Source organism: Streptomyces sp. CBMA291, assembly GCF_014596525.1.
GTDB lineage: Bacteria > Actinomycetota > Actinomycetes > Streptomycetales > Streptomycetaceae > Streptomyces.
This window is the reverse complement of sequence record NZ_MSJP01000003.1, coordinates 1-21628: the sequence shown is the minus strand read 5'-3', so window position 1 is coordinate 21628 and position 21628 is coordinate 1. Positions and strand designations below refer to the sequence as shown.

The 21628-nt window shown below is 73.6% G+C and carries 18 protein-coding genes; 6 read left to right on the top strand and 12 right to left on the bottom strand.

The annotated features are described in order from the left end of the window. The first annotated feature begins 38 nt into the window (after positions 1 to 38). Positions 39 to 1613, top strand: coding sequence for an alpha/beta hydrolase (locus tag BU197_RS00370; RefSeq protein WP_188266110.1), 1575 nt, complete (start codon positions 39 to 41; stop codon positions 1611 to 1613). Between the two features lie 111 nt (positions 1614 to 1724). Here the strand turns inward: BU197_RS00370 and moeZ are convergent, their stop codons facing one another. The 11 genes from moeZ to BU197_RS00320 all read right to left on the bottom strand — a co-directional run bounded on the left by moeZ (position 1725) and on the right by BU197_RS00320 (position 16652). After that, the gene (moeZ, locus tag BU197_RS00365; RefSeq protein WP_188266109.1) at positions 1725 to 2903 is read right to left on the bottom strand and encodes an adenylyltransferase/sulfurtransferase MoeZ; all 1179 of its coding nucleotides are present in this window, start codon (positions 2901 to 2903) and stop codon (positions 1725 to 1727) included. A 361-nt stretch (positions 2904 to 3264) separates the two neighbouring features. Then, positions 3265 to 4236, bottom strand: a complete 972-nt coding sequence (locus BU197_RS00360; RefSeq protein ID WP_188266108.1) for an NAD-dependent epimerase/dehydratase family protein — start codon at positions 4234 to 4236, stop codon at positions 3265 to 3267. 129 nt (positions 4237 to 4365) lie between these two features. Then, on the bottom strand, positions 4366 to 5370 hold the full coding sequence (locus BU197_RS00355) for a hypothetical protein (RefSeq protein WP_317453372.1): 1005 nt from the start codon (positions 5368 to 5370) through the stop codon (positions 4366 to 4368). 913 nt (positions 5371 to 6283) lie between these two features. Next, positions 6284 to 7930, bottom strand: coding sequence for a glycosyltransferase (locus BU197_RS00350; RefSeq protein WP_188266107.1), 1647 nt, complete (start codon positions 7928 to 7930; stop codon positions 6284 to 6286). A gap of 247 nt (positions 7931 to 8177) precedes the next feature. Next, entirely contained in the window at positions 8178 to 9818 is a 1641-nt protein-coding gene (locus tag BU197_RS00345; RefSeq protein ID WP_188266106.1) for a dipeptide ABC transporter ATP-binding protein, read from the bottom strand. Next, positions 9815 to 10804, bottom strand: a complete 990-nt coding sequence (locus BU197_RS00340) for an ABC transporter permease (RefSeq protein ID WP_188266105.1) — start codon at positions 10802 to 10804, stop codon at positions 9815 to 9817. The genes BU197_RS00345 and BU197_RS00340 overlap by 4 nt, the downstream gene beginning before the upstream one ends. Further along, entirely contained in the window at positions 10801 to 11778 is a 978-nt protein-coding gene (locus tag BU197_RS00335) for an ABC transporter permease (RefSeq protein ID WP_188266104.1), read from the bottom strand. The genes BU197_RS00340 and BU197_RS00335 overlap by 4 nt, the downstream gene beginning before the upstream one ends. Then, positions 11775 to 13505 carry an ABC transporter substrate-binding protein gene (locus tag BU197_RS00330; RefSeq protein ID WP_188266103.1) on the bottom strand — a complete coding sequence of 577 codons (1731 nt, stop codon included), beginning with the start codon at positions 13503 to 13505 and terminating at the stop codon, positions 11775 to 11777. Before BU197_RS00330 ends, BU197_RS00335 begins: the two co-directional genes overlap by 4 nt. A 263-nt stretch (positions 13506 to 13768) precedes the next feature. Continuing rightward, the gene (locus BU197_RS31165; protein ID WP_317452262.1) at positions 13769 to 13864 is read right to left on the bottom strand and encodes an Ms4533A family Cys-rich leader peptide; all 96 of its coding nucleotides are present in this window, start codon (positions 13862 to 13864) and stop codon (positions 13769 to 13771) included. 101 nt (positions 13865 to 13965) lie between these two features. Beyond that, positions 13966 to 15675: a DUF3152 domain-containing protein gene (locus BU197_RS00325; protein WP_411158423.1), complete on the bottom strand. Its 1710-nt coding sequence runs from the start codon at positions 15673 to 15675 to the stop codon at positions 13966 to 13968. 8 nt (positions 15676 to 15683) lie between these two features. Next, positions 15684 to 16652, bottom strand: coding sequence for an alpha/beta fold hydrolase (locus tag BU197_RS00320; RefSeq protein WP_188266101.1), 969 nt, complete (start codon positions 16650 to 16652; stop codon positions 15684 to 15686). A 138-nt stretch (positions 16653 to 16790) separates the two neighbouring features. Here BU197_RS00320 and BU197_RS00315 point away from each other — a divergent pair, with 138 nt between their 5' ends. The 4 genes from BU197_RS00315 (at position 16791) to BU197_RS00300 (ending at position 19050) form a co-directional block, all read left to right on the top strand. Beyond that, a complete protein-coding gene (locus tag BU197_RS00315) occupies positions 16791 to 17006 on the top strand; it encodes a hypothetical protein (RefSeq protein WP_188266100.1) in 216 nt (71 codons plus the stop codon). 145 nt (positions 17007 to 17151) lie between these two features. Beyond that, a complete protein-coding gene (locus BU197_RS00310; protein WP_188266099.1) occupies positions 17152 to 17811 on the top strand; it encodes a TetR/AcrR family transcriptional regulator in 660 nt (219 codons plus the stop codon). A gap of 127 nt (positions 17812 to 17938) precedes the next feature. Next, positions 17939 to 18166 (top strand): DUF3107 domain-containing protein, encoded by a 228-nt coding sequence (locus tag BU197_RS00305; protein ID WP_188266098.1) that lies wholly within the window; start codon positions 17939 to 17941, stop codon positions 18164 to 18166. Between the two features lie 614 nt (positions 18167 to 18780). Continuing rightward, on the top strand, positions 18781 to 19050 hold the full coding sequence (locus BU197_RS00300) for a hypothetical protein (protein WP_188266097.1): 270 nt from the start codon (positions 18781 to 18783) through the stop codon (positions 19048 to 19050). A gap of 45 nt (positions 19051 to 19095) precedes the next feature. Here BU197_RS00300 and BU197_RS00295 read toward each other — a convergent pair whose 3' ends face one another. Beyond that, positions 19096 to 19818, bottom strand: a complete 723-nt coding sequence (locus tag BU197_RS00295; RefSeq protein ID WP_188266096.1) for a ferritin-like fold-containing protein — start codon at positions 19816 to 19818, stop codon at positions 19096 to 19098. Between the two features lie 186 nt (positions 19819 to 20004). Between BU197_RS00295 and BU197_RS00290 the strand changes: the two genes are divergently transcribed. Then, the coding region (locus BU197_RS00290; protein ID WP_411158422.1) for a DEAD/DEAH box helicase at positions 20005 to 21628 on the top strand (1624 nt) is incomplete at its 3' end.

Genomic DNA, 21628 nt, shown 5'->3' with positions numbered 1-21628 from the left:
CCCGAGCGGGCTCGGGGGCGGCGGCCCACGATGGGCCTATGTCGATCTCCGCCGCCCGCCGTGCCGCCCTGCTCGCCGCCACCGCCGCACTACTCGCGGGATGCACGGTCGCGGCGGACGAGGCGGCGGATACGGGGAGGCCGACCGGGACCGGCGGTGTCTCCCCGCTGACCTCGCAGAAGCTGTCCTGGGCGCCCTGTCCCGCGCCCTCGGCGGACGAGGGCGGCGGCGCCGCACCCTCCCCGCCCGCCGAGGGCGCCTCCTGGGAGTGCTCCTTCCTCCAGGCACCACTCGACTGGTCGGTGCCGGAAGGCGACACGATCGAACTGGCCCTCATCCGGGTCCGCGCCCGCGACCAGAACCGGCGGATCGGCTCGCTGCTGTTCAACTTCGGCGGGCCCGGCGGCTCCGGCATCACCGGTCTGCCCGGCTTCGCCCCCGACTACGAGACCCTGCGGTCCCGCTACGACCTGGTCTCCTTCGACCCGCGCGGAGTCGGCCGCAGCGACCCCGTCGCGTGCCTGGACGACAAGGAACTCGACGCCTACTACGCCCTCGACTTCACCCCCGACGACGAGGCGGAGGAACGGACCCTCGCGGACGCGCAGAAGAAGTACGCGGCCGCCTGCCAGAAGAACTCGGGACGGGCCCTCCCCCACGTGGGCACCGAGAACGCGGCCCGGGACATGGACCTGATGCGCCAGGTCCTCGGAGACTCCAAGCTGCACTACTTCGGCATCTCGTACGGCACGGAACTCGGCGGTGTCTACGCCCACTTGTTCCCGTCCCATGTCGGCCGGGCCGTCTTCGACGGCGTCGTCGACCCCGACGCGGGCGTGGAGGCGGGGGCCCTCGGCCAGTCGCGGGGCTTCCAGCTCGCCCTGGACAACTTCGCCCGGGACTGCGTTGACCGGGGCGACGCCTGCACCCTGCCCGGTACGAGCGTCGCCGAGGTCGAGACCTTCGTGACGGACCTCCTCGCCTCCCTCGACAAGAAGCCGGTCCCGGGCATCGGCGACCGGAAACTCACCCAGACCCAGGCCACCAACGGCATCGCGCAGGCCCTGTACTCCAAGGAGTTCTGGACCTATCTGGAGCAGGGCCTCGAAGCGGCCGACGGCGGAAACGGGGCCCTGCTGCTCACCCTCTCGGACGCGATGAACGGGCGCGGCCAGAACGGCTCCTACAGCAACATCCAGGCCGCGAACGCCGCCATCAACTGCGTGGACTACAAGGAGCGGTACACCCTGGGCCAGGCCAAGGAGCGGCTGCCGCAGTTCCGGGAGACCTCCCCGGTCTTCGGCGACTTCATGGGCTGGGCCCTGTCGAGCTGCTCCCAGTGGCCGGTGCCCGGTACGTGGGAGCACCCGGACGTGTCGGCGCCCGGTTCGGCGCCGATCCTGGTCGTCGGCAACACGGGCGACCCGGCGACGCCGTACGAGGGGGCCCGCGCGATGGTGAAGGCGCTCGGGCCCGGCGTGGGCGTGGAGCTGACGTACGAGGGCGAGGGGCACGGCGCCTACAACGGTGGCAGCGCGTGCGTGAAGAAGGCCGTGGACGCCTATCTCCTGGACGGCCGGGTCCCGAAAACCGGCACGGTCTGCTCCTCGTAACCCCGGGAGGTCTCGCGATCCCGGGAGGTCCCAGGGCGTGGGCATGCGGAAGGGCCCGGACCCACGGGGGGTCCGGGCCCTTCGCCTGGCCCCGCGGAGGGGCCGGAAGGTCTAGTAGACCGGCTTCTCGGGCTCGATCTGGTTGACCCAGCCGATCACGCCGCCGCCGACGTGCACGGCGTCCGCGAAGCCCGCGGCCTTGAGCACCGCGAGGACTTCCGCACTGCGGACACCCGTCTTGCAGTGCAGGACGATCCGCTTGTCCTGGGGGAGGTCCTGGAGGGCGGTGCCCATCAGGAACTCGTTCTTCGGGATCAGACGGGCGCCCGGGATCGAGACGATCTCGTACTCGTTCTGCTCGCGGACGTCGATGATGTCGATGTTCTCGCCGTCGTCGATCCACTGCTTGAGCTGCTTGGGAGTGATCGTCGAGCCGAGCGCCGCCTCCTGGGCCTCCTCGGACACGACGCCGCAGAAGGCCTCGTAGTCGATGAGTTCGGTGACGGTGGGGTTCTCGCCGCAGACCGCGCAGTCGGGGTCCTTGCGGACCTTGACCTGGCGGTACTGCATCTCCAGGGCGTCGTAGATCATCAGACGGCCGACGAGCGGCTCGCCGATGCCCGCGAGGAGCTTGATGGCCTCGTTGACCTGGATGGAGCCGATGGACGCGCAGAGCACGCCCAGGACGCCGCCCTCGGAGCAGGACGGGACCATGCCCGGCGGCGGGGGCTCCGGGTAGAGGCAGCGGTAGCAGGGACCGTGCTCGGACCAGAAGACGGACGCCTGGCCGTCGAAGCGGTAGATCGAGCCCCAGACGTACGGCTTGTTCAGCAGCACACAGGCGTCGTTCACCAGGTAACGGGTGGCGAAGTTGTCGGTGCCGTCGACGATCAGGTCGTACTGGCTGAAGATGTCCATCACGTTGTCGGCTTCGAGCCGCTCCTCGTGAAGGATCACGTTCACGTACGGGTTGATGCCGAGCACGCTGTCGCGCGCCGACTCGGCCTTGGAGCGGCCGATGTCGGACTGGCTGTGGATGATCTGGCGCTGGAGGTTCGACTCGTCGACCTCGTCGAACTCCACGATGCCCAGGGTGCCCACACCGGCGGCGGCCATGTACATCAGCGCCGGGGAGCCGAGCCCACCGGCGCCGACACACAGCACCTTGGCGTTCTTGAGCCGCTTCTGCCCGTCCATCCCGACGTCCGGGATGATCAGGTGGCGGGAGTACCTGCGGACCTCGTCTACGGTGAGCTCGGCAGCCGGCTCGACCAGGGGTGGCAGCGACACGGGGACTCCGGTTGTCGGTATGTCAGTACGGTTGTTCTCCTCGTAACACTGCCACGCCCCCTCTCATTCCGAGACACCTGGTCCGGTCTGCGAGACAATTCCGTCCCAGCAACCGGGCAGCGCGCGGAATAGGCCGGTTTGTCCCGGCGCCCGGATTCCCGAGGCCCGGAGCCGCCGTCCCGGAGCCGCCGCGGCGGGGCGGTGCGGGTCGGGGCGGCTGCCCGGCCCGTCCGCCGTGTCGAGCACCGCCCCGTGCGGCGGGGTCCCCGGAGGGGTCAGCCCGCCCCGCTCGACGGGGCGGGCAGCGGGTGGACGTGACGGGGCACGCCCACCCCCCGCGCCCTGACGGCTCCGGTCGCCGTCAGATGCGGCACGCGGCCTCCATCCAGATGTCGGCCAGTGACTCCTCCAGGTTGATCCGGGGCCGCCAGCCCAGCCGGTCGCGGGCGGTCCGTACATCGGCCTGCTGCCAGGTGCCGCAGCCGTCGGGGTACGGGTAGGGCGCGGAGGCCAGCTGTTCGGCGATGGTCCCCTCGGTGCGGGGGGCGCCGATCATCGGGCGCTGCGGGATGCCGTGGGGGCCGTCCAGCTCGTGCAGGTTGCCCGCGTAGCCCGCGACCCTGGCGAGGACGGCGGCGGCGTCCCTGAGCCGGACCGCGCGACCGGTGCCGATGTTGACGACGCCCTGGGCCGCGGAGAGCGAGGCGGCGTGCACGGCCCGTGCCACGTCCCGGACGTCGACGAAGTCCCGTTGGATCCCGAGACCGCTGAGCTTCAGTTCGCCGTCGCCCGCCTGCATCGCCCGGCGCATCGCCTCGGCGAGCCTGCCGAGCGGCGAACCGGCGGGGGTGCCGGGGCCGACGGGCGAGAACACGCGCAGGACCACGGCGTCGAGCCCGGAGCCGAGGACGAGTTCGGTCGCCGCCAGCTTCGACACCCCGTAGGGGCCGCCGGGGCGCGGTACGGCGTCCTCGGCGGTCGAGGAGCCGGGCTGGCTGGGCCCGTACTCCGAGGCGCAGCCGACCTGGACGAGCCGGGCGCCGCAGCCGCTGCGCCGCAGGGCCTCGCAGACGGTGGCGACGGAGACGGTGTTGTGCCGGGTCAGTTCGCGGGCGCCGCCCCTGGTGGCGCCCGCGCAGTTGACGACGACCCCGGGGTGGACGGCGTCGAGGAAGCGGGTCAGGGCGCCGGGGCTGCCCGTGGCGAGGTCGAACCGTACGTCGGCGTCGTCGCCCCGGCCGAGTGCGGTGAGGTGCACGGCGGGGTCGGCGAGCAGGCGGTCGGCGACGAAGCGTCCGATGAAGCCGTTGGCTCCGAGCAGTAGCACCCTCATCGCGCGGCCCCTTCGTGCCGACCGGCCGGTGCTGGGGCTTGGGGGGTCATGGTCTTCGTTCTCCTTGCGGGGTGGTGGAAGGGGTGACGGGGCGCCCCCGCGGCGTCGGCTCCGCGGGGGCGCGGGGCCTCACGGGGTGGTGTGGGCGGAGGCCCGGACGAGGGCGCCGGTCGCGTGGGCCAGCAGGCCGAGCGCGGCGGCGCCGCAGACGAGGGTGGGGACGGCCCCGGGGCCCCAGCTGCCGCCGTCGGCGCGCACCGGGGCGGCGAGCGCGTCGAAGCCCGGGGCGGGGACGCGGGAGGCGAGGACGCTCGCGAGGGCGAGGGCCTCGGCGGCGCAGGCGGCGGCGAGTACGGCGGCGGCCGGCTCGGGGTGGCCGTGCGCGGTGAGGAGCCGGGCGAACAGCAGGAGCGCGCCGAGGGCGAGGGCTCCGGGGCTGAACCCGGTGAGCGCGAGGAGGGCGGTGAGGGCGAGGAGTTGGAGGGTGACGGTGCCGAGGAGCAGCGGGCGGATGCGGGCGGCGAAGTCGGCGAGGCCCCGGCTGGCCCCGATCCGGTGGCGGGCCCGGTCGGCGAAGAGCCGGGCGCACCAGGCGGCGGGCGCGATGGCGAGGGCGAGGCCGAGAAGGGGGCCGGTGGTGGGCTCCCAGGGTCCGTCGGGGCCGCCGCTGAGGATCTGGTCGAGGAAGCCGTCGCCCGCGGCGGCGTAGGCGAGGAGCCAGAGGGTCCAGAGACGGGCGGCGGGCGGGCCGTGGCCGCCGGGGGCGCGGAAGGGGCCGCGCCGGGCGGCGAGGAGGAGGGACCCGGCGAGGAGCAGGGCTCCGGAGGCGCCGACGGCGGAGCGGGCGGGCCCGTGGGCGAGGGCGAGTCCGGTGTGGGTGAGCGCGGCGGCGGCGCCGGGGGCGAGGGCGGCGAGGAGCCAGGCGTCGGTGCGGGGCGCGCGGGGGGCGGGGGGCGGCGCGGGGGTGTCGTGCCGGGGTACGCGGGCGTACAGCTCTTCGGCGAGGGAGAAGACGTCCCGGTGCCGGAAGCGCGCGGCGGTGCGGTCGGTGAACCCTTGCGCCTCAAGCCCGGCGGCGATCTCCAGGGGGTCGACGGCCCGCGCGCAGAGGTCCCGGTGCAGCCGAGTGAGCACGGTGACGGGGTCGGCGACGTGACCGGACCCTCGACCGTCCGGGAACCCGTGCTCGGCGGCGCCCCGGGGGGCCGTGGACCCGGCCGTGGACCCGGCTGGGGATACGGGGGTGGGCTCGGCCGGGGATACGGGCGCGGGCCCGGCGCTCGCCCGGGGGCCTACGGGACCGGCCGGGGGCACGGGGTCCGCACCGCCGCGAGGGCGCACGGAACCGGCCCGGGACACAGGCGCGGGCCCGCCACCCGCCCGAGAGCCCACAGGACCGACCGGGGCCACGGGGTCCGCACCCTCGCGAGGGCGCACAGAACCGGCCCGGGACACAGGCGCGGGCCCGCCACCCGCCCGGAAGCCCACAGGACCGACCGGGGCCACAGGGCCCGCACCCTCGCGAGGACGCACAGAACCGGCCGGAGGCACAGGCGCGGGCCCGGTGGTGTCCCGGAGCCCCGTGGGGCCGGGCGGTGAAGCGGGCTCGGCGGCGCTCTCAAGGCGTACGGACCCGGACGGAGCCACGGAAGCCGACCCGGCGGCGTCCCTGGCGCGCACCGGCCCGGCCAGGGGCACGGGACCGGCCAGGGGCAGCGGTGCGGCCAAGGGCGCGGGGGCGGTGGTGCTCCCGGGTCGTGCGGGACCGGTCGGGGCCGCCGGATCCGTGTCGCCGTGAGGGTGTTCGGGGACTGCGGGAAGGGCGGGGGGCTTCAGGGGGGTGTGGGGGTGCGGACGGGGCTCGGGGGTGGGGGCCGGGGGTGGGGGTGCCTGGGTGGCCTTCCGCGTGGGCGGGGCTATCGGGGAGGGCGCGGGGTCGTCGGGGGCGTGCGGGGTGCCGCTGGTGCGGGGGGCCGGGGCGCGGACGCCGAGGAGGGCCTCGGGGCGGGTGTCCCGGGCGGCGGGGCCGCGCATGGGGGTGCCTCCTTCAGGCATCGGGGGCTCCTGTCCTGGCGGTCATGGGCTGGTGCGTCCAGTCGCCCGGCACGTGCGCCTCGGCGGGGTGGGCGAAGAGGCGGCCGTCGCCGGGGCGGTGGCGGGCCGGGGAGCGGGAGAGGAGTTCGAGGTAGAGGCCTCGGAACGCGGCGAGGTTCTGTTCGACGGTGAAGAGTTCGAGGGCGCGGGCGCGGGCGGCGGCGCCGAGCCGGTGGCGGCGCTCGGGGTCGTGGAGGAGGGCCAGACAGGCGTCGGCGAGCGCGCGGGGGTTGCGCGGGGGGACGACGAGGCCGGTGCCGCAGACGATCTCGACGACCGCGCCGACGTCGGTGGAGACGGTGGCGCGGGCGCAGAACATGGCTTCGACGAGGCAGGCGGGGAAGCCTTCGACGGCGCTGGACAGGACGACGACGGCGCCGGAGGCGTAGGTGTCTTCCAGGGTGGGGGCCCGGGGGCCGCCGAGTTCCTCGAAGACGACGGGGGGGTCGCCCGCCGGGTGGCTCTCCTCGGGGAAGAGCCGGGCGGCGAGTGCCTCGCAGTGGGCGAGGTAGGCGGCGGCGCCCGGTTCGCGGACGGGGACGGCGACGATCCGCAGCCGGGTGCCGGGCTGCCGGAAGCGGATCTCGGCGAAGGCGTGCAGCAGGGCGACGAGGTCCTTGGCGGGTTCGACGCGGCCGACCCAGAGCAGGGTCCTGGGGTCGCCGCTCGTCTCGTCCTCGCCGGCCTCGGCGAAGCGGTCGGCGACGAGTCCGGGGTGGACGGTGCGGATGCGGGCCCGGTCGGCGCCGCACCGCTCCTGCCAGCGGCGGGTGTGGGAGTGGCCGGGGGTGAGGAGTCCGGCCTGCCGGTAGACCTCGGTGGAGAGCCGGCCGTGGAGGGCGGCGAGCAGGGCGCGGAGGGGGGCGGAGCGGTCGGCGCCCTCGGCGGAGAGGTAGTGGGCGCGGAGCGGTACGCCGTATTCGGTGACGAGGAGCGGGGTGCCGAAGAAGCGTTTGGCCAGGAGTCCGGGGAGGGCGGTGGTGCCTCCGGCGGCGGCGTGGCAGAGGTCGGCGGCGCCGAGGGTGTCCTCGTCGTACCAGTCGAGGGAGAGGGGGCGCAGGGTCTGTTCCAGGTGCTCGGCGAAGGCGAGGTGGTCGGGGAGCGCGGCGGCGGCCGTGCTCCGGCGTGCGCCGGGCGCGCGGCAGACGGTTTCGAGGATGCGGACGGCGTCGTCGGAGCGGAGCGCGCCGGGGAGTCCGCCGCGCTCGCGGGCGAGGTGGGCGAGGCCGTAGAGCCCGGCGGCGAAGGCGGGTTCGGCCCCGGGGGTGTTCTGGTGGGGCTCCTCTTCGGCGCAGAGGCCGGTGGCGAGGAGGTGGAAGGCCTCGGTGAAGCGGTGCCGGTCGCGGCGGCCGTAGGGGCGGCGGGCGGAGCGGTCGCCGAAGGCGCCGGCGAACAGGCCGCCGGTGTCCCGGGCCGGGCCGGGGTCGGTGGTGCGGACGAGCCGGGCGTTCGGCGGGAGAGGTGGGGGGGCGCCGGGTCCGTCGGGCGCGTACAGGTCGAAGCGGTGCTGGCGCAGCCCGCGTACGAGCCGTTCGCACCAGCGTCCGGGCTCACCGGTGGCATACGGGTAACCACCCTCGGTGAGCAGTCCGATCCGCATGAGCGCAGCCCCGTTCTCCCTCGATGACGGTCACCGTGGGTTCGGTGACTCGCAGCGGGAAGAACGTAAGCGGAGAGACCGGTGGCGCGATGGACGGTTGTCCGTCGCACCACCGGAAGGGGTGAATGCACGTAACTTTCACCCTCGGACCGCGTTTAGCCGCGCTAAATGCCGGATCGGATACGCGGAGTGCCTCGGGAGGGCGTACGAGGGTGCCCGGGGAGGGCTTCGAGGAGGCCTCGGGGCGTCAGACGGCGGCGGGCTCCCGGCGGCGTTCCCTGCGTTCGGCCGCGTGGTGCGGGTCGAGGGCGGGGACGGCGGCGAGCAGCTGCCGGGTGTAGGGGTCCCGAGGCGTCCCGTAGACCTCGGCGACCGTGCCCTGCTCGACGATCCGGCCCGCGCGCATGACGGCCACCCGGTCGCTGACCTGCCGGACGACGGCGAGGTCGTGGGCGATGAAGACCAGGCCGAGGCCCAGTTCAGCCTGGAGTTCGGCGAGCAGCGCGGTGACCTGGGCCTGGGTGGTGACGTCGAGCGCGGAGACCGGTTCGTCGCAGACGATCAGGCGGGGCTCGGCGGCGAGCGCGCGGGCGATGCCGACGCGCTGGCGCTGGCCGCCGCTGAACTCGTGCGGGTAGGCGTCGTACCGGTCGGGGTCGAGGCCGACCCGGTCGAGCAGTTCCCGCACCCGGTTCCGTATCCGGGTCTCGTCGTGCTCCCCCGCGACCCGCAGCGGGTCGGCGACCGATTCGCCGACGGAGCGGCGCGGGTTGAGGGAGGCGACGGGGTCCTGGAAGACCATCTGGAGTTCGCGCCGGTGGGGGCGCAGCTCGCGGTCCGTCAGGGTGGCGATCTCCGTACCCTGGTAACGGAGTTCGCCGCCGGTCGGGTCGAGGAGCCGGACCAGCATGCGGCCGAGGGTGGTCTTGCCGCTGCCGGACTCCCCCACGACGCCGAGGGTCTCGCCCGCGTGGACGGCGAGGGAGACGCCGTCGACGGCGGTGATCTTCCGCCCGGCCCGGCCGAACTCCTTGCGCAGTTCGCGCGCTTCGAGGAGCGGCGGCTCTTCCTTCGCCGGGCGGACCGGGGTCCGCAGCGGCCCGTCGAGCCGGGGCACGGCGGCGAGCAGACGTCGGGTGTACGGCTCCGCCGGGGCGCCCAGCACGGCTTCCACGGGCCCCCGTTCGACCTCGCGGCCGTCCCGCATGACGAGGACCTCGTCGACGCTCTCGGCGGCGACGCCGACGTCATGGGTGACCAGGAGCAGGGCGGTGCCCGTCTCGCGGCGCAGTTCGTGCAGGAGGTCGAGGATCTGGGCCTGGACGGTGACGTCGAGGGCGGTGGTCGGCTCGTCGGCGACGAGGAGCCGGGGTTCGCAGGCGAGGGCCATGGCGAGCAGGGCCCGCTGGCGCATGCCGCCGCTGAACTCGTGCGGGCGGGAGCGGGAGCGGCGGGCGGCGTCGGGGATGCCGACCCGGTCGAGGACCCGGACGGCGCGGGCGCGGGCGGCGCGCCGGGTGCCTCCGGCGTGCACCCGGTACACCTCGGCGATCTGGTCGCCGACGGCGTAGTAGGGGTCGAGGGCGGACAGGGGGTCCTGGAAGACCATGGCGGCGGTGCCGCCGCGCAGCCTTCGCAGGGCGGCGGGGTCGGCGCCGGACGGGTCGGTGCCGCCGACGCGTACGGTGCCGCCGACGCGGGCGCCGGTGCCCCGGTGGAGGCCGAGGAGGGCTCCGGCGACGGTGGACTTGCCGCTGCCTGACTCGCCGACGAGGGCGAGGGCGCGCCCTTCCTCCAGGGTGAAGGAGAGTCCGTCGACGGCCCGTACGGGTGCGCCCTCGCGGGTGAACTCGACGGTGAGGTCGTGGACTTCGACGAGCGGTGTCATGTGAGGACGACCCTTCGGTCGGCGGCGGCGTAGAGCAGGTCGGCGAGGACGTTGGCGAGGACGACGAAGACGCCGGTCAGCAGGACGACGCCGACGACCACGGGCAGGTCGACGGTGCGGACGCCGTCGATGAGGGTCTTGCCGAGCCCGGGGATGCCGAAGAGGGATTCGGTGAGGACGGCTCCGCCGAACATGGAGCCGAGGTCGACGGCGCTGACCGCGATCACGGGCGGGACGGCGCCGCGCAGGGCGTGGCGGGTGACGACGGACCGCTCCTTGACGCCGTAGGCGCGGAAGGTGCGGATGTGGTCGTCGGCGAGCGTCTCCAGGGTGGAACTGCGGGTGAGGCGCGCGTATTTGGCGGATTCGAAGAAGCCGAGGGTGAGCCAGGGAAGGAGCATGTTCCAGGCCCACTGCTCGGGGTCCTCGCCGAGCGGTACGTAGCTGGGGAAGGGCAGCCACTGGAGGTGGGCGCAGACGACCATGAGGAGCAGGAGCCCCAGGATGAAGACGGGGGTGCCGGTCCCGGCGAGGGTGAGCAGGGTGAGGAGCCGCTCGGTGGGGCCGCCCCTGCGCAGCGCGGAGAGCAGTCCGGTGCCGACGCCGACGACGAGCCAGACCACCATGGCGCCCAGGGTGAGGGAGGCGGTGGCGGGGAGGCGTTCGAGGAGGAGCGCGGTGACCTGCTGGTCGTTCTGGTAGGAGAGGCCGAGGCAGGGGGCGTCGCAGTGGACGAGGTCGGTGCCGGTGGAGTAGTCGCGGCCGGTGAACACGCCCTGGAGGAAGTGCAGGTACTGGCCGAACACGCTCTCGTTCAGGCCGAGTTGTTCGCGTACCTGGGCGATCTGCTGGGGGTTGCAGCGTTCGCCGCAGGCGAGTCGGGCGGGGTCGCCGGGGGCCAGGTAGAAGAGGGCGTAGACGAGGACGGAGAGCGCGAGCAGGACGAGGACGGCACCCGCGAGCCGCTTGAGGACGAAGCGGGTCATCGGGAGGTCTCCTTACGGGTGCCCACGCGCAGTCGGCCGGCCTCGCGCGGGTCGAGGGCCGTGCGGACCGCGTCGCCGAGGACGGTGAAGGCGAGGACGGTGACGAAGAGCAGTCCGGCGGGGAGCAGGACGTAGGCGGGGTCGGCCCGGAACCAGGTCTGGGCGGTCGACAGCATCTGTCCCCAGGACGGGGTGGGCGGGGTGACGCCCACGCCGAGGAAGGAGAGGGAGGCTTCGACGACGATGTTGGTGGGGACGAGGATCGCCGCGTAGGTGATGACGGGGGCGGCGAGCGAGGGCAGGAGTTCGCGGCGGGCGGTCCGCCAGGGTCCGGAGCCGGTGAGGCGGGAGGCGGCGACGAAGTCGAGGCCGCGCAGGGTGAGGGTCTGGGCGCGCACGATCCGGGAGGTCCCGGCCCAGCCGAGGAGTCCGATGACGAGGATGAGGAGCAGGGGCCGGGGGAAGCCGTGCGGGACGACGGCGGTGAGGGCGATGGCGAGGACGAGGAGCGGGAAGGCGACGAGGACGTCGGTGATCCGGCCGAGGAGTCCGTCGATCCAGCGGTTGCCGAGTCCGGCGGCGAGGCCGACGAGCACACCGATGAGGACCTGGACGACGGTGGCGCCGACGGCGACGAGGAGCGAGATCCGGGCGCCGTGGAGGAGCCGGACGAACAGGTCACGGCCGGTGCCGGGCTCGACGCCGAGCCAGTGTTCGGCGCTCGCCCCGCCGAAGGCGCCGTACGGGACGCCGCCCCGGGCCGAGTCGACGAGGTCGTCGTGGTACGTGTTCGGGTCCTGTCCGGCGAGGGCGGCGAGGAGCGGCGCGGCGACGGCGAGGAGGACGAGCAGGAGGAGGACGGCGGCGGAGACGAGGGCTGCCGGGCGGGTGCGGAGACGTCGCCACACCTGCCGGGCGGCGCCCGTGGCGGGAAGTGCCGCCCCGGGCGCCGTCGTACGGGTCGCGGTGGTCACTTGACGGCGACCTGGGAGACGTCGAGGACACCGGTCCAGTCGCTGATGACGACGTTCTTGACGTTCTTGCCGACGAGCCGCTTGTAGACGGGGTGGAAGAGCGGCACGTCGAGGGCCTGCTCGCCGATCTTCTTGTCGAGGGCGCCCCAGCGGGGGGCGGCGGCCTTGAGGTCGGTGAGCTTGTTGATCTCGTCGATCTCGCGGTTGACCGCCGGGTCGTTCAGCTGGGCGTGGTTGTAGTTGGAGCCGTTGGTGACGATCTGGCGTCCGTCGAAGATCGGCGCGAGGAAGGGGCCTCCGGCGGGCCAGTCGGCGCCCCAGCGGGAGAGGAAGAAGCCGGGGGCGTCCTTGACGGTCCAGCGCTTCTCGTTGAAGGCGTTGGGCTCCTGCCCGTCGAGCTTGACGGTGATGCCCGCCTTGCCGAGGGCCTCCTGGACGGCGGTGGCGATCTCGGGGCTGGTGGCGCGGTTCTGGGCGGTGGAGTGCAGCAGGGTGACGGTGAGGCCGTCGGGGTAACCGGCCTCCTTGAGCAGTTCCTTGGCCTTCTGCGGGTCGCCCGTCTTCCCGGCGGGGAAGTGGTCGTACGGCGTGTGGCCGAAGGCGGCCCGCTCGGGCAGGAAGGTGGTGGCGGGCTCGGCGAGCGCGGAGCCTCCGGCCGCGTTGACGACGCTGGTGCGGTTGACCGCGTACGCGATGGCCTGGCGCACCTTGGGGTTGTCGAAGGGCTTCACCTTCGGGTTGAAGGCGAGGTAGTTGACGAAGCCGAAGTGGCCGGTGCCGACGCGGGCGGCGAGGGCCTTGTCCGAGCCGATCTGGGCGAGTTCGGCGGGGCCGAGGTTGGTGTCGGTGGTGACGGCGGCCGCGTCGGCGCCCGTGGAGGTGGCGAGGCGCTGGTTGATGACGGCCTCGTCGAGCCCGGAGCGGACGTCGATCCGGTCGGGGTAGGCCTTGCGCTCCTCGTCGGTCTTCGGGTCCCAGTGCGGGTTGCGCTCCAGGATCAGGCGCTCGCCGTCCCTCTCGTTCTTCACGACCTTGTACGGGCCCGAGGAGACGGGGTGCTCCTCGTACTTGGCGCCGGTGTCCTTGGCCTTGGGGACGGGGGTGAACTGGGTCTGGGTGGCGACGAAGGGGAACTCGCCCTCGGGCTTGCGCAGCTTGAAGACGATGGTCCGGGCGTCGGGGGTGACGACGGACGCGAGGCCCTTGCCGTCCTTGTAGGGGCCCTGGTAGGTGTCGCCGCCGACCAGCCAGTCCCGCAGATAGGGGGCTCCGCCGGAGAGTTCGGCGGCGAAGGAGCGCTCGACGCCGTACTTGACGTCGGCGCTGGTGATGGGCGTGCCGTCCTCGTACGCCAGGCCCTCCTTCAGGGTGTACGTCCACTCGGTGGCGTCCTTGTTGGGGCGCCCGGTGTCGGTGGCGAGGTCGGGGACGACCTCGGCGCCCGCGGCGCCCGCCTCGCGGTTGCGGGTGGTGAGCGTACGGAAGACGAGGGAGGGGACGTTGCCGCCGCCGGAGGTGTAGAGGCGGGCGGGGTCGAAGTCGGACTGCGGCTCACTGTTGAGGACGGTGAGCGTGCCGCCCTCGCGCGGGGCGCCGGAGTCCTTGCCGGGGGCGGGGTCCTTGGCGCCGGTGTCCTCGGGTCCCGCGCAGGCGGCGGCGCCCGAGGCCAGGACGAGACTGACGGCGGCCGCTGCCACGCGGCGTGAGATGACGGACGATCGACGCATCGGAGAAGACCTCTCGGGGAACTGCGGGTGTGGGAAAGGGAATTCCCCGCGTTCGGCGGCGATCGGCGGCGTCCCGGGAATCAGTCCCGGGAATCAGTCCCGGGAATCAATCCGGTGAGTCTTCCGGAAGTCACTCCCGGAACCGTTCCGAGGATTCTTCCGGGAAACGGAGAAAGCCGCGCCTGCGGGGAGAAGGACCCGGGCGCGGCACATTCACGTACGAAAATACGGAAGGAAAAGGCCGACGAGCGCTCGGGCGGGCGTCAGCTACAGAGGATGTCGGCGACGGAGTGCCCGGTCACGCCGATGAGCGCCAGCTCGATGGCGGCGCGCTCGGAGACGACGTGACGGTGCGACATGCCGAGAAATATGGACGAACACGCGAGCGATGTCAACGCGGTATCCGGATTTCCCCGGCTTCCCTCCCCGGGTGCGGTCTGGAATCCACCTGGCCGAAATATCAACTGGCCGGGTGGACCCAGGGGTTGGGACGGCACTTGATTCCGTCGATGTCCAGGGACTTCGTCTGCTGCTGCATCACGGGGGCGAGGGCGCCGGGCGTGCGGCAGCTCACATGGCCGTGCCCGAGCCGGTGCCCGACCTCGTGGTTGATGAGCATCTGCCGGTAGGCGTGCATCGCCCGCGGACCGAAGGTCGGCGAGCCCTGGGCCCAGCGGAAGGCGTTGATCATCACGCGTTCGGTGGAGGCGGAGTCGCAGGACACGTTGTCGACCGTGGTGTCGAGCCCGGACTTGGCGCACCAGGCTCCGGTGGTGCCGGGGCTGGCGAGCGTGATGACGAACGCGGGGTCGCCGCTGGAGATCCGCTCGAAGGAGGCGACGCCCCGGCCCGCCCAACTGCGCGGGTCGTTGAGGGTCTTGTGCACGGCCGCCGCGAACAGCTCCGGGTCGAGCCCGAGCCCTCCCTCCACGTCGATCCGGTAGCGGACGAGACGCCCGGGACCGGGCGCCTTCTGGAAACCGGGCACGGTCTCGAAGGAGCCGGAACCCTTCAGCTTGGGATCGATCGGGTACTGCCGGGCCATCAGCTGTTCGTACGTGGGCGGCGCGGCGGTGGTGGCCGTCGGTACCGGTGGGGTCGCCGGGGCGGCCCGGGTGCCGGAGCGGGAGGCCGAGTCGTCGTCCTGCCGCTCGGTGGCGCGGGGCGCGGCCGTCGTCTCCCGGTCGGTGACCTGACCGGCCACGACGACGGCGAGGACGGTGGCGACGGCCGCCGCGGCCACGCCGGTGAGCGTACGGCCGATGCCGCCGCGTCCCGCCGGGGGCTCGGCCGGGGGCTCGGCCCCGCTCTCCCGCCGGGGCCCGGGGACGAACGGCACCCGGTCGTCGCCCCGTTCCTTACGGGGCCCCCGGGGGCCGGGCGGCCCGTACCGTCCGGGCCGGGGCGCGCCCCCCTCGTCCTGCTGCGGATGCCCGCCGCGCACCCCGGCCCCGCTGCCGGGAACCCCCCGCGCGGCCGTCTCGTCCCCCTCCTCCACGGACACGCCGCCACCCGTACGGCCGCTCCCGACGCGCGCCGGAACGGCCCGGCCCGAAGAGACCTGGGCTTGAGGAGCGGGGGCGGAGGGCCGGGGGGCGGGGGTGCCGTGGGCGGGGGTGCCGTGCGCTGGGGTGTCGCGGACGGGGGCGCCCTTGGCGGGGGTCTGGACGCCGGGCATGCCCAGGCCGAAAGCCTGGCGGGTGGGGGCGCGGGGGGCCTGCCGGCCGGGAACGTCCGGACCGGGGTCCGGGCGGCCCGGAACGCCCTGACCGGGGAGGCGGCGGGAGGGGGTGCCGGGGGCGGGAGTGCCGTGCGCGGGAGTGCCGTAAGACGGGGTCCCGTGTGCCGGAGTGCCGTGCCCGGAAGTGCCGTAAGGCGGAGTCCCCTGTGCGGGGGTGCCGTGCGCCGGAGTGCCGTACCCCGGATTCCCCTGTAGCGGATTTCCCTGTGCCGGGGTGCCGAGTGCCGGGGTCCCGTGTGCCGGGGTGCCGGGGTCGCCCGGCTGCCTGCGGCGGCGGCCGGTGCCCGGGGCGCCGACGGGGGGTGCGGGGGCGCCGGAGGGCACGGTGCCGCCGGGGGGGACGGGGCCGGGGCCCGGTGGCTGGGGCGCGGGCTGCCGCTCGGGGGCGGACGGCGGCGGCGTGGCGCTCCTGCGGCTGTGTCGTCCCACGCCCCGGCTCAGCTCCCGCCGTTGTCGGCGATCAGGTCCCGTACGGCCTGGGCGACCGTCTCCGGGTACTCCATCATCGCCACGTGCCCCGCCTCGGGGAGGGTCAGCAGGCGCGAGCCGCGGAAGGCGGCGGCCGCCTTGCGGGCCATCCGGTACGAGACGAGCTGGTCGCGTCCACCGTAGACGAGCAGCGTCGGGGCGAGGACGCGTTCGGCCTGCCTCCACAGTCCGTGCTGCCCGCCGAGCGTGTACGCGTCGACGATGCCGCGCGAGGAGCGGACCATCGCGTCCCAGAAGTAGGGCAGTTCGAGCCTGCGCTCCATCTCCTCGACGGCCTCCCGCAGGCCCTCCTCGGTGACCCGGCCGGGGTCCCCGTAACAGAGCGAGAGGACGCCCCGGACGCGCTGCTCGGCCGTCCAGTCCCGGCTGAGCCTGCCGAAGAGTCCGGCGACGCCGGGCACCGCGAGCAGGGCCGTGGGCCAGGCGCCGCGCTGGGCGCGCAGCTCGGGGAGGGCCGGGGAGACCAGGGAGAGGGTGCGGACCAGGTCGGGGCGGGCGGCGGCGACCCGGGTGGCGACGGCGCCGCCCAGCGAGTTGCCGACGAGGTGGACCGGGCCCCGGCCCGCCGAGTCGAGGAACCGGATGACGGCGCGGGCGTGTCCGGTGATCGTGTAGTTGCCGTCGTCCGGCGGCGGGGAGTCGCCGAAGCCGGGCAGGTCGACGGCCTCGGCGTCGACGACGTCCGCGAGCAGCGGCATCAGGGCGGACCAGTTCTGCGAGGACCCGCCGAGTCCGTGCACGAACAGCGCGGGCGGCAGCCCCGGCCGGGCGCCGGGCCGGGCGCGCACCGTGAGGGTGAGGCCGGGCAGCGACACGGAGCGCAGTTCCTCGCCGTCGGCGGCCCGCACGGCGCGGGGGGCGCGCGAGGCGGAAGGCGCGGCGGCGGTCCGGGTTTCCGGCAGCTCGGTCGACGACATGGCGCAATATTACGAGACGATCACGCGAGGGCGTGAGTGGGTGCGGTCACCCGTCCGTGTGCGGCCGGGCGCGGCAGCTCCTAGGCTCGGAGTGAGGCCCTTCGGAGAGGACCGCGACCGTACGCCGGAAGGAGCCGCATGACTGTCGATCCGACCGAGCCGGACACTTTCGCCGTGGAGAAGGACGGGTCGCTGGACGCGGAGATCCCGGAGGCGGACGCGGCCGAACAGCAGACGGAACTGCGGCCGCGCGAGGACGAACCGGTCACCCACGTCGAACGTGATTCGGCGAACGAGGCCGATTCCTCCGAACAGGCCCGTGTTGTCGCCCTGGACGAGGACGACTATCGCTGATTTGTTCGGTTTAATGTTGAATCGACTGTCGACCTGGGCGTCCGGTCCGTGAAATTCTGCGTTCGCACCGCGCACAGCCGGGTTACCCAAAAGTACGATGGCGGCGCGTGCGACAGCGCGCATGGATCGATTTTTGGGAGGCCGCGTGAGCGCCATCGAGCAGACAGAGGCAGCACGCCCTCGGGGCACGCGCCTGCCGCGACGTGCCCGACGGAACCAGCTCCTCGGCGCGGCTCAAGAGGTCTTCGTCGCCCAGGGCTACCACTCGGCCGCCATGGACGACATCGCCGAGCGCGCGGGCGTCAGCAAGCCGGTGCTCTACCAGCACTTCCCCGGGAAGCTGGAGCTGTACCTCGCCCTGCTCGACCAGCACTGCGAGGCGCTCCTCCTCGCCGTGCGCACGGCGCTGGCCTCCACCACCGACAACAAGCTGCGCGTCGCCGCCACGATGGACGCCTACTTCGCGTACGTCGAGGACGAGGGCGGCGCCTTCCGGCTGGTCTTCGAATCGGACCTGACGAACGAGCCGGCCGTGCGCGAGCGCGTGGACCGGGTGAGCCTCCAGTGCGCCGAGGCGATCTCCGAGGTCATCGCCGAGGACACCGGTCTCGCCAAGGACGAGTCGATGCTGCTCGCCGTGGGGCTCGGCGGAGTCTCCCAGGTGGTGGCCCGCTACTGGCTGTCGAGCGAGTCCTCCATCCCGCGCGAGAAGGCCGTCGGCCTGCTGACCTCGCTGGCCTGGCGCGGCATCGCCGGGTTCCCGCTGCACGCGGTGGACGGACAGCTGAGCGCCGAGGGTCACTGAGCATTCCCGCCGCCTGTTCGCTCCTGGCGTGCGGCGATGGCACCGTACGCGTCCCCTCACCGGGCTAATGTGTGCAGCGTACGGCGCGTGTCATCGCGCAAGGCTGACCGTTCGGAGGGACATAGCCGTGGAGGTCAAGATCGGCGTGCAGCACGCACCCCGGGAGATCGTTCTGGAGAGCGGGCAGTCCGCCGAGGAGGTGGAGCGCGCCATCGCCGACGCGCTGGCCGGCAAGGCGCAGCTGCTCAGCCTCTCGGACGAGAAGGGCCGCAAGGTCCTGGTCCCGGCCGAGAAGATCGCGTACGTGGAGCTGGGCGAGCCGACGGTACGCCGCGTGGGCTTCGGCACGCTCTGAGCCCAGGCTCTACGGAAGGCCCGACGGAACCCGACGGTTCCGCCGGGCCTTTCGCACACGCGGGTCCTGGCCCGGGGGCCTTCCTCACGGAGGGGCGGGACTCCGGGGCGTGGGGGGCTTCCGCGCCCCAGCCCCTCGGGCCCGCCGGGGGCCTCCGCGCCTCGGGCCCGCCAGGGGCTTCCGCGCCTCAGCCCCTCAGGCCCGCCGGAGGCTTCCGCGCCTCGCCCCCCGGCGCCCCCGGCAAGCTCCCGCCCCAGGGATTTTCGGCGCCCGGAATTCCCTCGGGAGTGGATTTCCTGCGCCCTCAAGGCTTCACGGGGAGAGGATTTCCGTGGCTCCGGTCTTCCCCTCGGCCGGTTTCCCGTACCGCTCCGGGCTTCGTGGCGGGCGGTTTTCCGGGCGCCCCGCCCTTCCCCGCCGCGCCCGTATTCCGTAGCGCTCCGGGCTCCCCGGCGGGTGGGTTTCGGTTGGCTCGGGGCCAGGGCCGCCCGCTGGGCATTTCATAGGCTCGTACGTCCACGTCGGGGCGTACGGAAGGATTGTTTTCCCGGTGCCACGGGTAGGAGGCTCTCGACCGCACCACCCGCCCCGCAGCCCCCGCGAGGTGATCCGCCGTGTTCCTGGAAGCCCTCGGCTCGGCCCTGCTCGGTTTCGCCTTGGCCTGGGCCGCGGCGCACCGGCTCGCCGACCGCCTCCCCGTCCGGGTGACCGTCCTGCTCACCGGCACCGTCGGCGGCGTCTTCGGCGCGCTCGTCACCCACGGGGCCCTCGGCCCCGGGCACTTCCTCGCCACCCTCGTCGGCGCGGTGGCCGTCGCGGCGGTGCTGATCTCGCTGCTCATCCGGCCGGCGTCAAGCAGACTGCGGCGATCAGCGGCGGCGTGACGCCACCGCCGACCCTCCGCTTCCCCCGTCCGGGGCCCCGGGCCCTCAGGCCGCCAGGCCGAGCGCGGCCATGCGCTTGGTGTGCGCCTCGGTGATCCGGGAGAACATCCGGCCCACCTCCGCCAGGTCGAAGCCGTCGGCCACCCCGCCGACCAGCATCGTCGAGAGCGCGTCCCGCTCGGCCACCACCCGCTGGGCCTGCGAGAGCGCCTCGCCCATCAGCCGCCGGGCCCAGAGCGCGAGCCGGCCGCCGACGCGCGGGTCGGCCTCGATCGCGGCGCGGACCTTCTCCACGGCGAAGTTGCCGTGGCCGGTGTCGTCGAGCACCGCGAGGACGAGATCACGGGTGTCGGAGTCGAGACGGACCGCGACCTCCCGGTAGAAGTCACTGGCGATCGAGTCGCCCACATAGGCCTTGACCAGGCCCTCCAGCCAGTCCGACGGAGCGGTCAGCCGGTGGAAGTCGTCGAGCGCCTTGGCGAAGGGCTCCATGGCCCCGGTCGGCTCGACGCCCACGGCGGCGAGCCGGTCGCGCAGCCGCTCGAAGTGCTGGAACTCGGCCGACGCCATCTTCGCCAGCTCCGCCTTGTCCGCGAGGGTCGGCGCCAGCTTGGCGTCCTCCGCGAGCCGCTCGAAGGCCGCGAGCTCTCCGTAGGCGAGGGCGCCGAGGAGGTCGATCACGGCGGCACGGTACTGCGGCTCCCCGGAAGCCGCCTCCCAGTCCTCGGCGGCGATCCCGGTGGGTGTGGCGTTGTCAGGCGTCTCCATGGAGCGCACAATAGCCCGCTCGCGCTCCGTGGTAAGGCGCTCACCGGACAGTGTGACGGTGCCCTCATCCCCATTTCGCCCAACACACATGCGCGATTCCGGGGTACAGTGGTAAGGCGCCTGCTGAGTATGCGGACATGCTTTCGCACGTTCGGACGTATCCAGTAGGCCGACGCATGAATGAGGATGCCCGGTCGGTGGCCCGATCGGCTCCGGCCCGACAGCCCTTCCAGCGGACCCGCGGAAGGGTCACCCTCAGCGGTACGACGCTCGAGCGACGGCAGTGGTCCCGTGCCACCCGGCAGCGATCCCACCGGATCGCGCCGGCGGTTCCCGGCACGGTACGACCCCCATCGTTCGCCTCGCGCCGCGTCTCACAGAAGAGGCAGCACCCTGATTACGACTTTCCGAGAACTCGGAATCCTTCCCGAGACGGCCGAGGCCCTGGAGGCCGTCGGCATCGTCACCCCCTTCCCCATCCAGGAGATGACCCTCCCGGTCGCCCTCACCGGCACCGACGTCATCGGCCAGGCCAAGACCGGCACGGGCAAGACCCTCGGTTTCGGCCTCCCCATCCTGGAGCGCGTCACCGTCCCCATGGACGTCGAGGCCGGCCGGGCCAAGCCCGAGCAGCTCACCGACGCCCCGCAGGCGCTCGTCGTCGTCCCCACCCGCGAGCTGTGCCAGCAGGTCACCAACGACCTCCTGACCGCAGGCAAGGTGCGGAACGTACGCGTCCTCGCCATCTACGGCGGCCGGGCCTACGAGCCCCAGGTCGAGGCGCTCCAGAAGGGCGTCGACGTGATCGTCGGCACCCCCGGCCGCCTGCTCGACCTGGCGGGCCAGCGCAAGCTCGACCTGTCCAAGGTGAAGGTCCTCGTCCTCGACGAGGCCGACGAGATGCTCGACCTGGGCTTCCTGCCCGACGTCGAGAAGATCATCAACATGCTTCCGCCGAAGCGCCAGACCATGCTGTTCTCGGCCACCATGCCGGGCGCGGTCATCGGTCTGGCCCGCCGCTACATGTCGCAGCCGACGCACATCCGCGCCACCTCGCCCGACGGCGAGGGCGCGACCGTCGCCAACATCAAGCAGCACGTCTACCGCGCCCACAACATGGACAAGCCGGAGATGGTCTCCCGCATCCTCCAGGCCAACGGCCGCGGGCTCGCGATGATCTTCTGCCGCACCAAGCGCACCGCCGCCGACATCGCCGAGCAGCTGGAGCGGCGCGGCTTCGCCTCCGGCGCGGTCCACGGCGACCTCGGCCAGGGCGCCCGCGAGCAGGCGCTGCGCGCCTTCCGCAACGGCAAGGTCGACGTCCTCGTCTGCACCGACGTCGCCGCGCGCGGCATCGACGTCGAGGGCGTCACCCACGTCATCAACTACCAGTCCCCCGAGGACGAGAAGACCTTCCTCCACCGGGTGGGCCGCACCGGCCGCGCGGGCGCCAAGGGCACCGCCGTGACGCTGGTCGACTGGGACGACATCCCGCGCTGGCAGCTCATCAACAAGGCGCTGGAGCTGGACTTCCACGAGCCGGTCGAGACGTACTCCTCGTCCCCGCACCTCTACGAGGAGCTGGACATCCCGGCGGGCACCAAGGGCATCCTGCCCCGCGCCGAGCGGACCCGCGCGGGTCTGGGCGCGGAGGAGCTGGAGGACCTGGGCGAGCCCGGCGGACGCCGTGGCCGCGGCCCGAAGCCCGAGCGGACCGAGGAGCGCCCCGAGCGGACCCGGACCCCGCGTCAGCGCCGTCGCACCCGCGGCGGCGACCTCGCCGACGCCCCGGCGACGGACCCGGCTCCGG

Coding starts and splice junctions, on each gene's coding strand:
- BU197_RS00370 (WP_188266110.1), top strand. CDS start 39: ATGTCGATCTCCGCCGCCCGCCGTGCCGCCCTGCTCGCCGCCACCGCC.
- BU197_RS00360 (WP_188266108.1), bottom strand. CDS start 4,236: ATGAGGGTGCTACTGCTCGGAGCCAACGGCTTCATCGGACGCTTCGTC.
- BU197_RS00350 (WP_188266107.1), bottom strand. CDS start 7,930: ATGCGGATCGGACTGCTCACCGAGGGTGGTTACCCGTATGCCACCGGT.
- BU197_RS00345 (WP_188266106.1), bottom strand. CDS start 9,818: ATGACACCGCTCGTCGAAGTCCACGACCTCACCGTCGAGTTCACCCGC.
- BU197_RS00340 (WP_188266105.1), bottom strand. CDS start 10,804: ATGACCCGCTTCGTCCTCAAGCGGCTCGCGGGTGCCGTCCTCGTCCTG.
- BU197_RS00330 (WP_188266103.1), bottom strand. CDS start 13,505: ATGCGTCGATCGTCCGTCATCTCACGCCGCGTGGCAGCGGCCGCCGTC.
- BU197_RS31165 (WP_317452262.1), bottom strand. CDS start 13,864: ATGTCGCACCGTCACGTCGTCTCCGAGCGCGCCGCCATCGAGCTGGCG.
- BU197_RS00320 (WP_188266101.1), bottom strand. CDS start 16,652: ATGTCGTCGACCGAGCTGCCGGAAACCCGGACCGCCGCCGCGCCTTCC.
- BU197_RS00315 (WP_188266100.1), top strand. CDS start 16,791: ATGACTGTCGATCCGACCGAGCCGGACACTTTCGCCGTGGAGAAGGAC.
- BU197_RS00295 (WP_188266096.1), bottom strand. CDS start 19,818: ATGGAGACGCCTGACAACGCCACACCCACCGGGATCGCCGCCGAGGAC.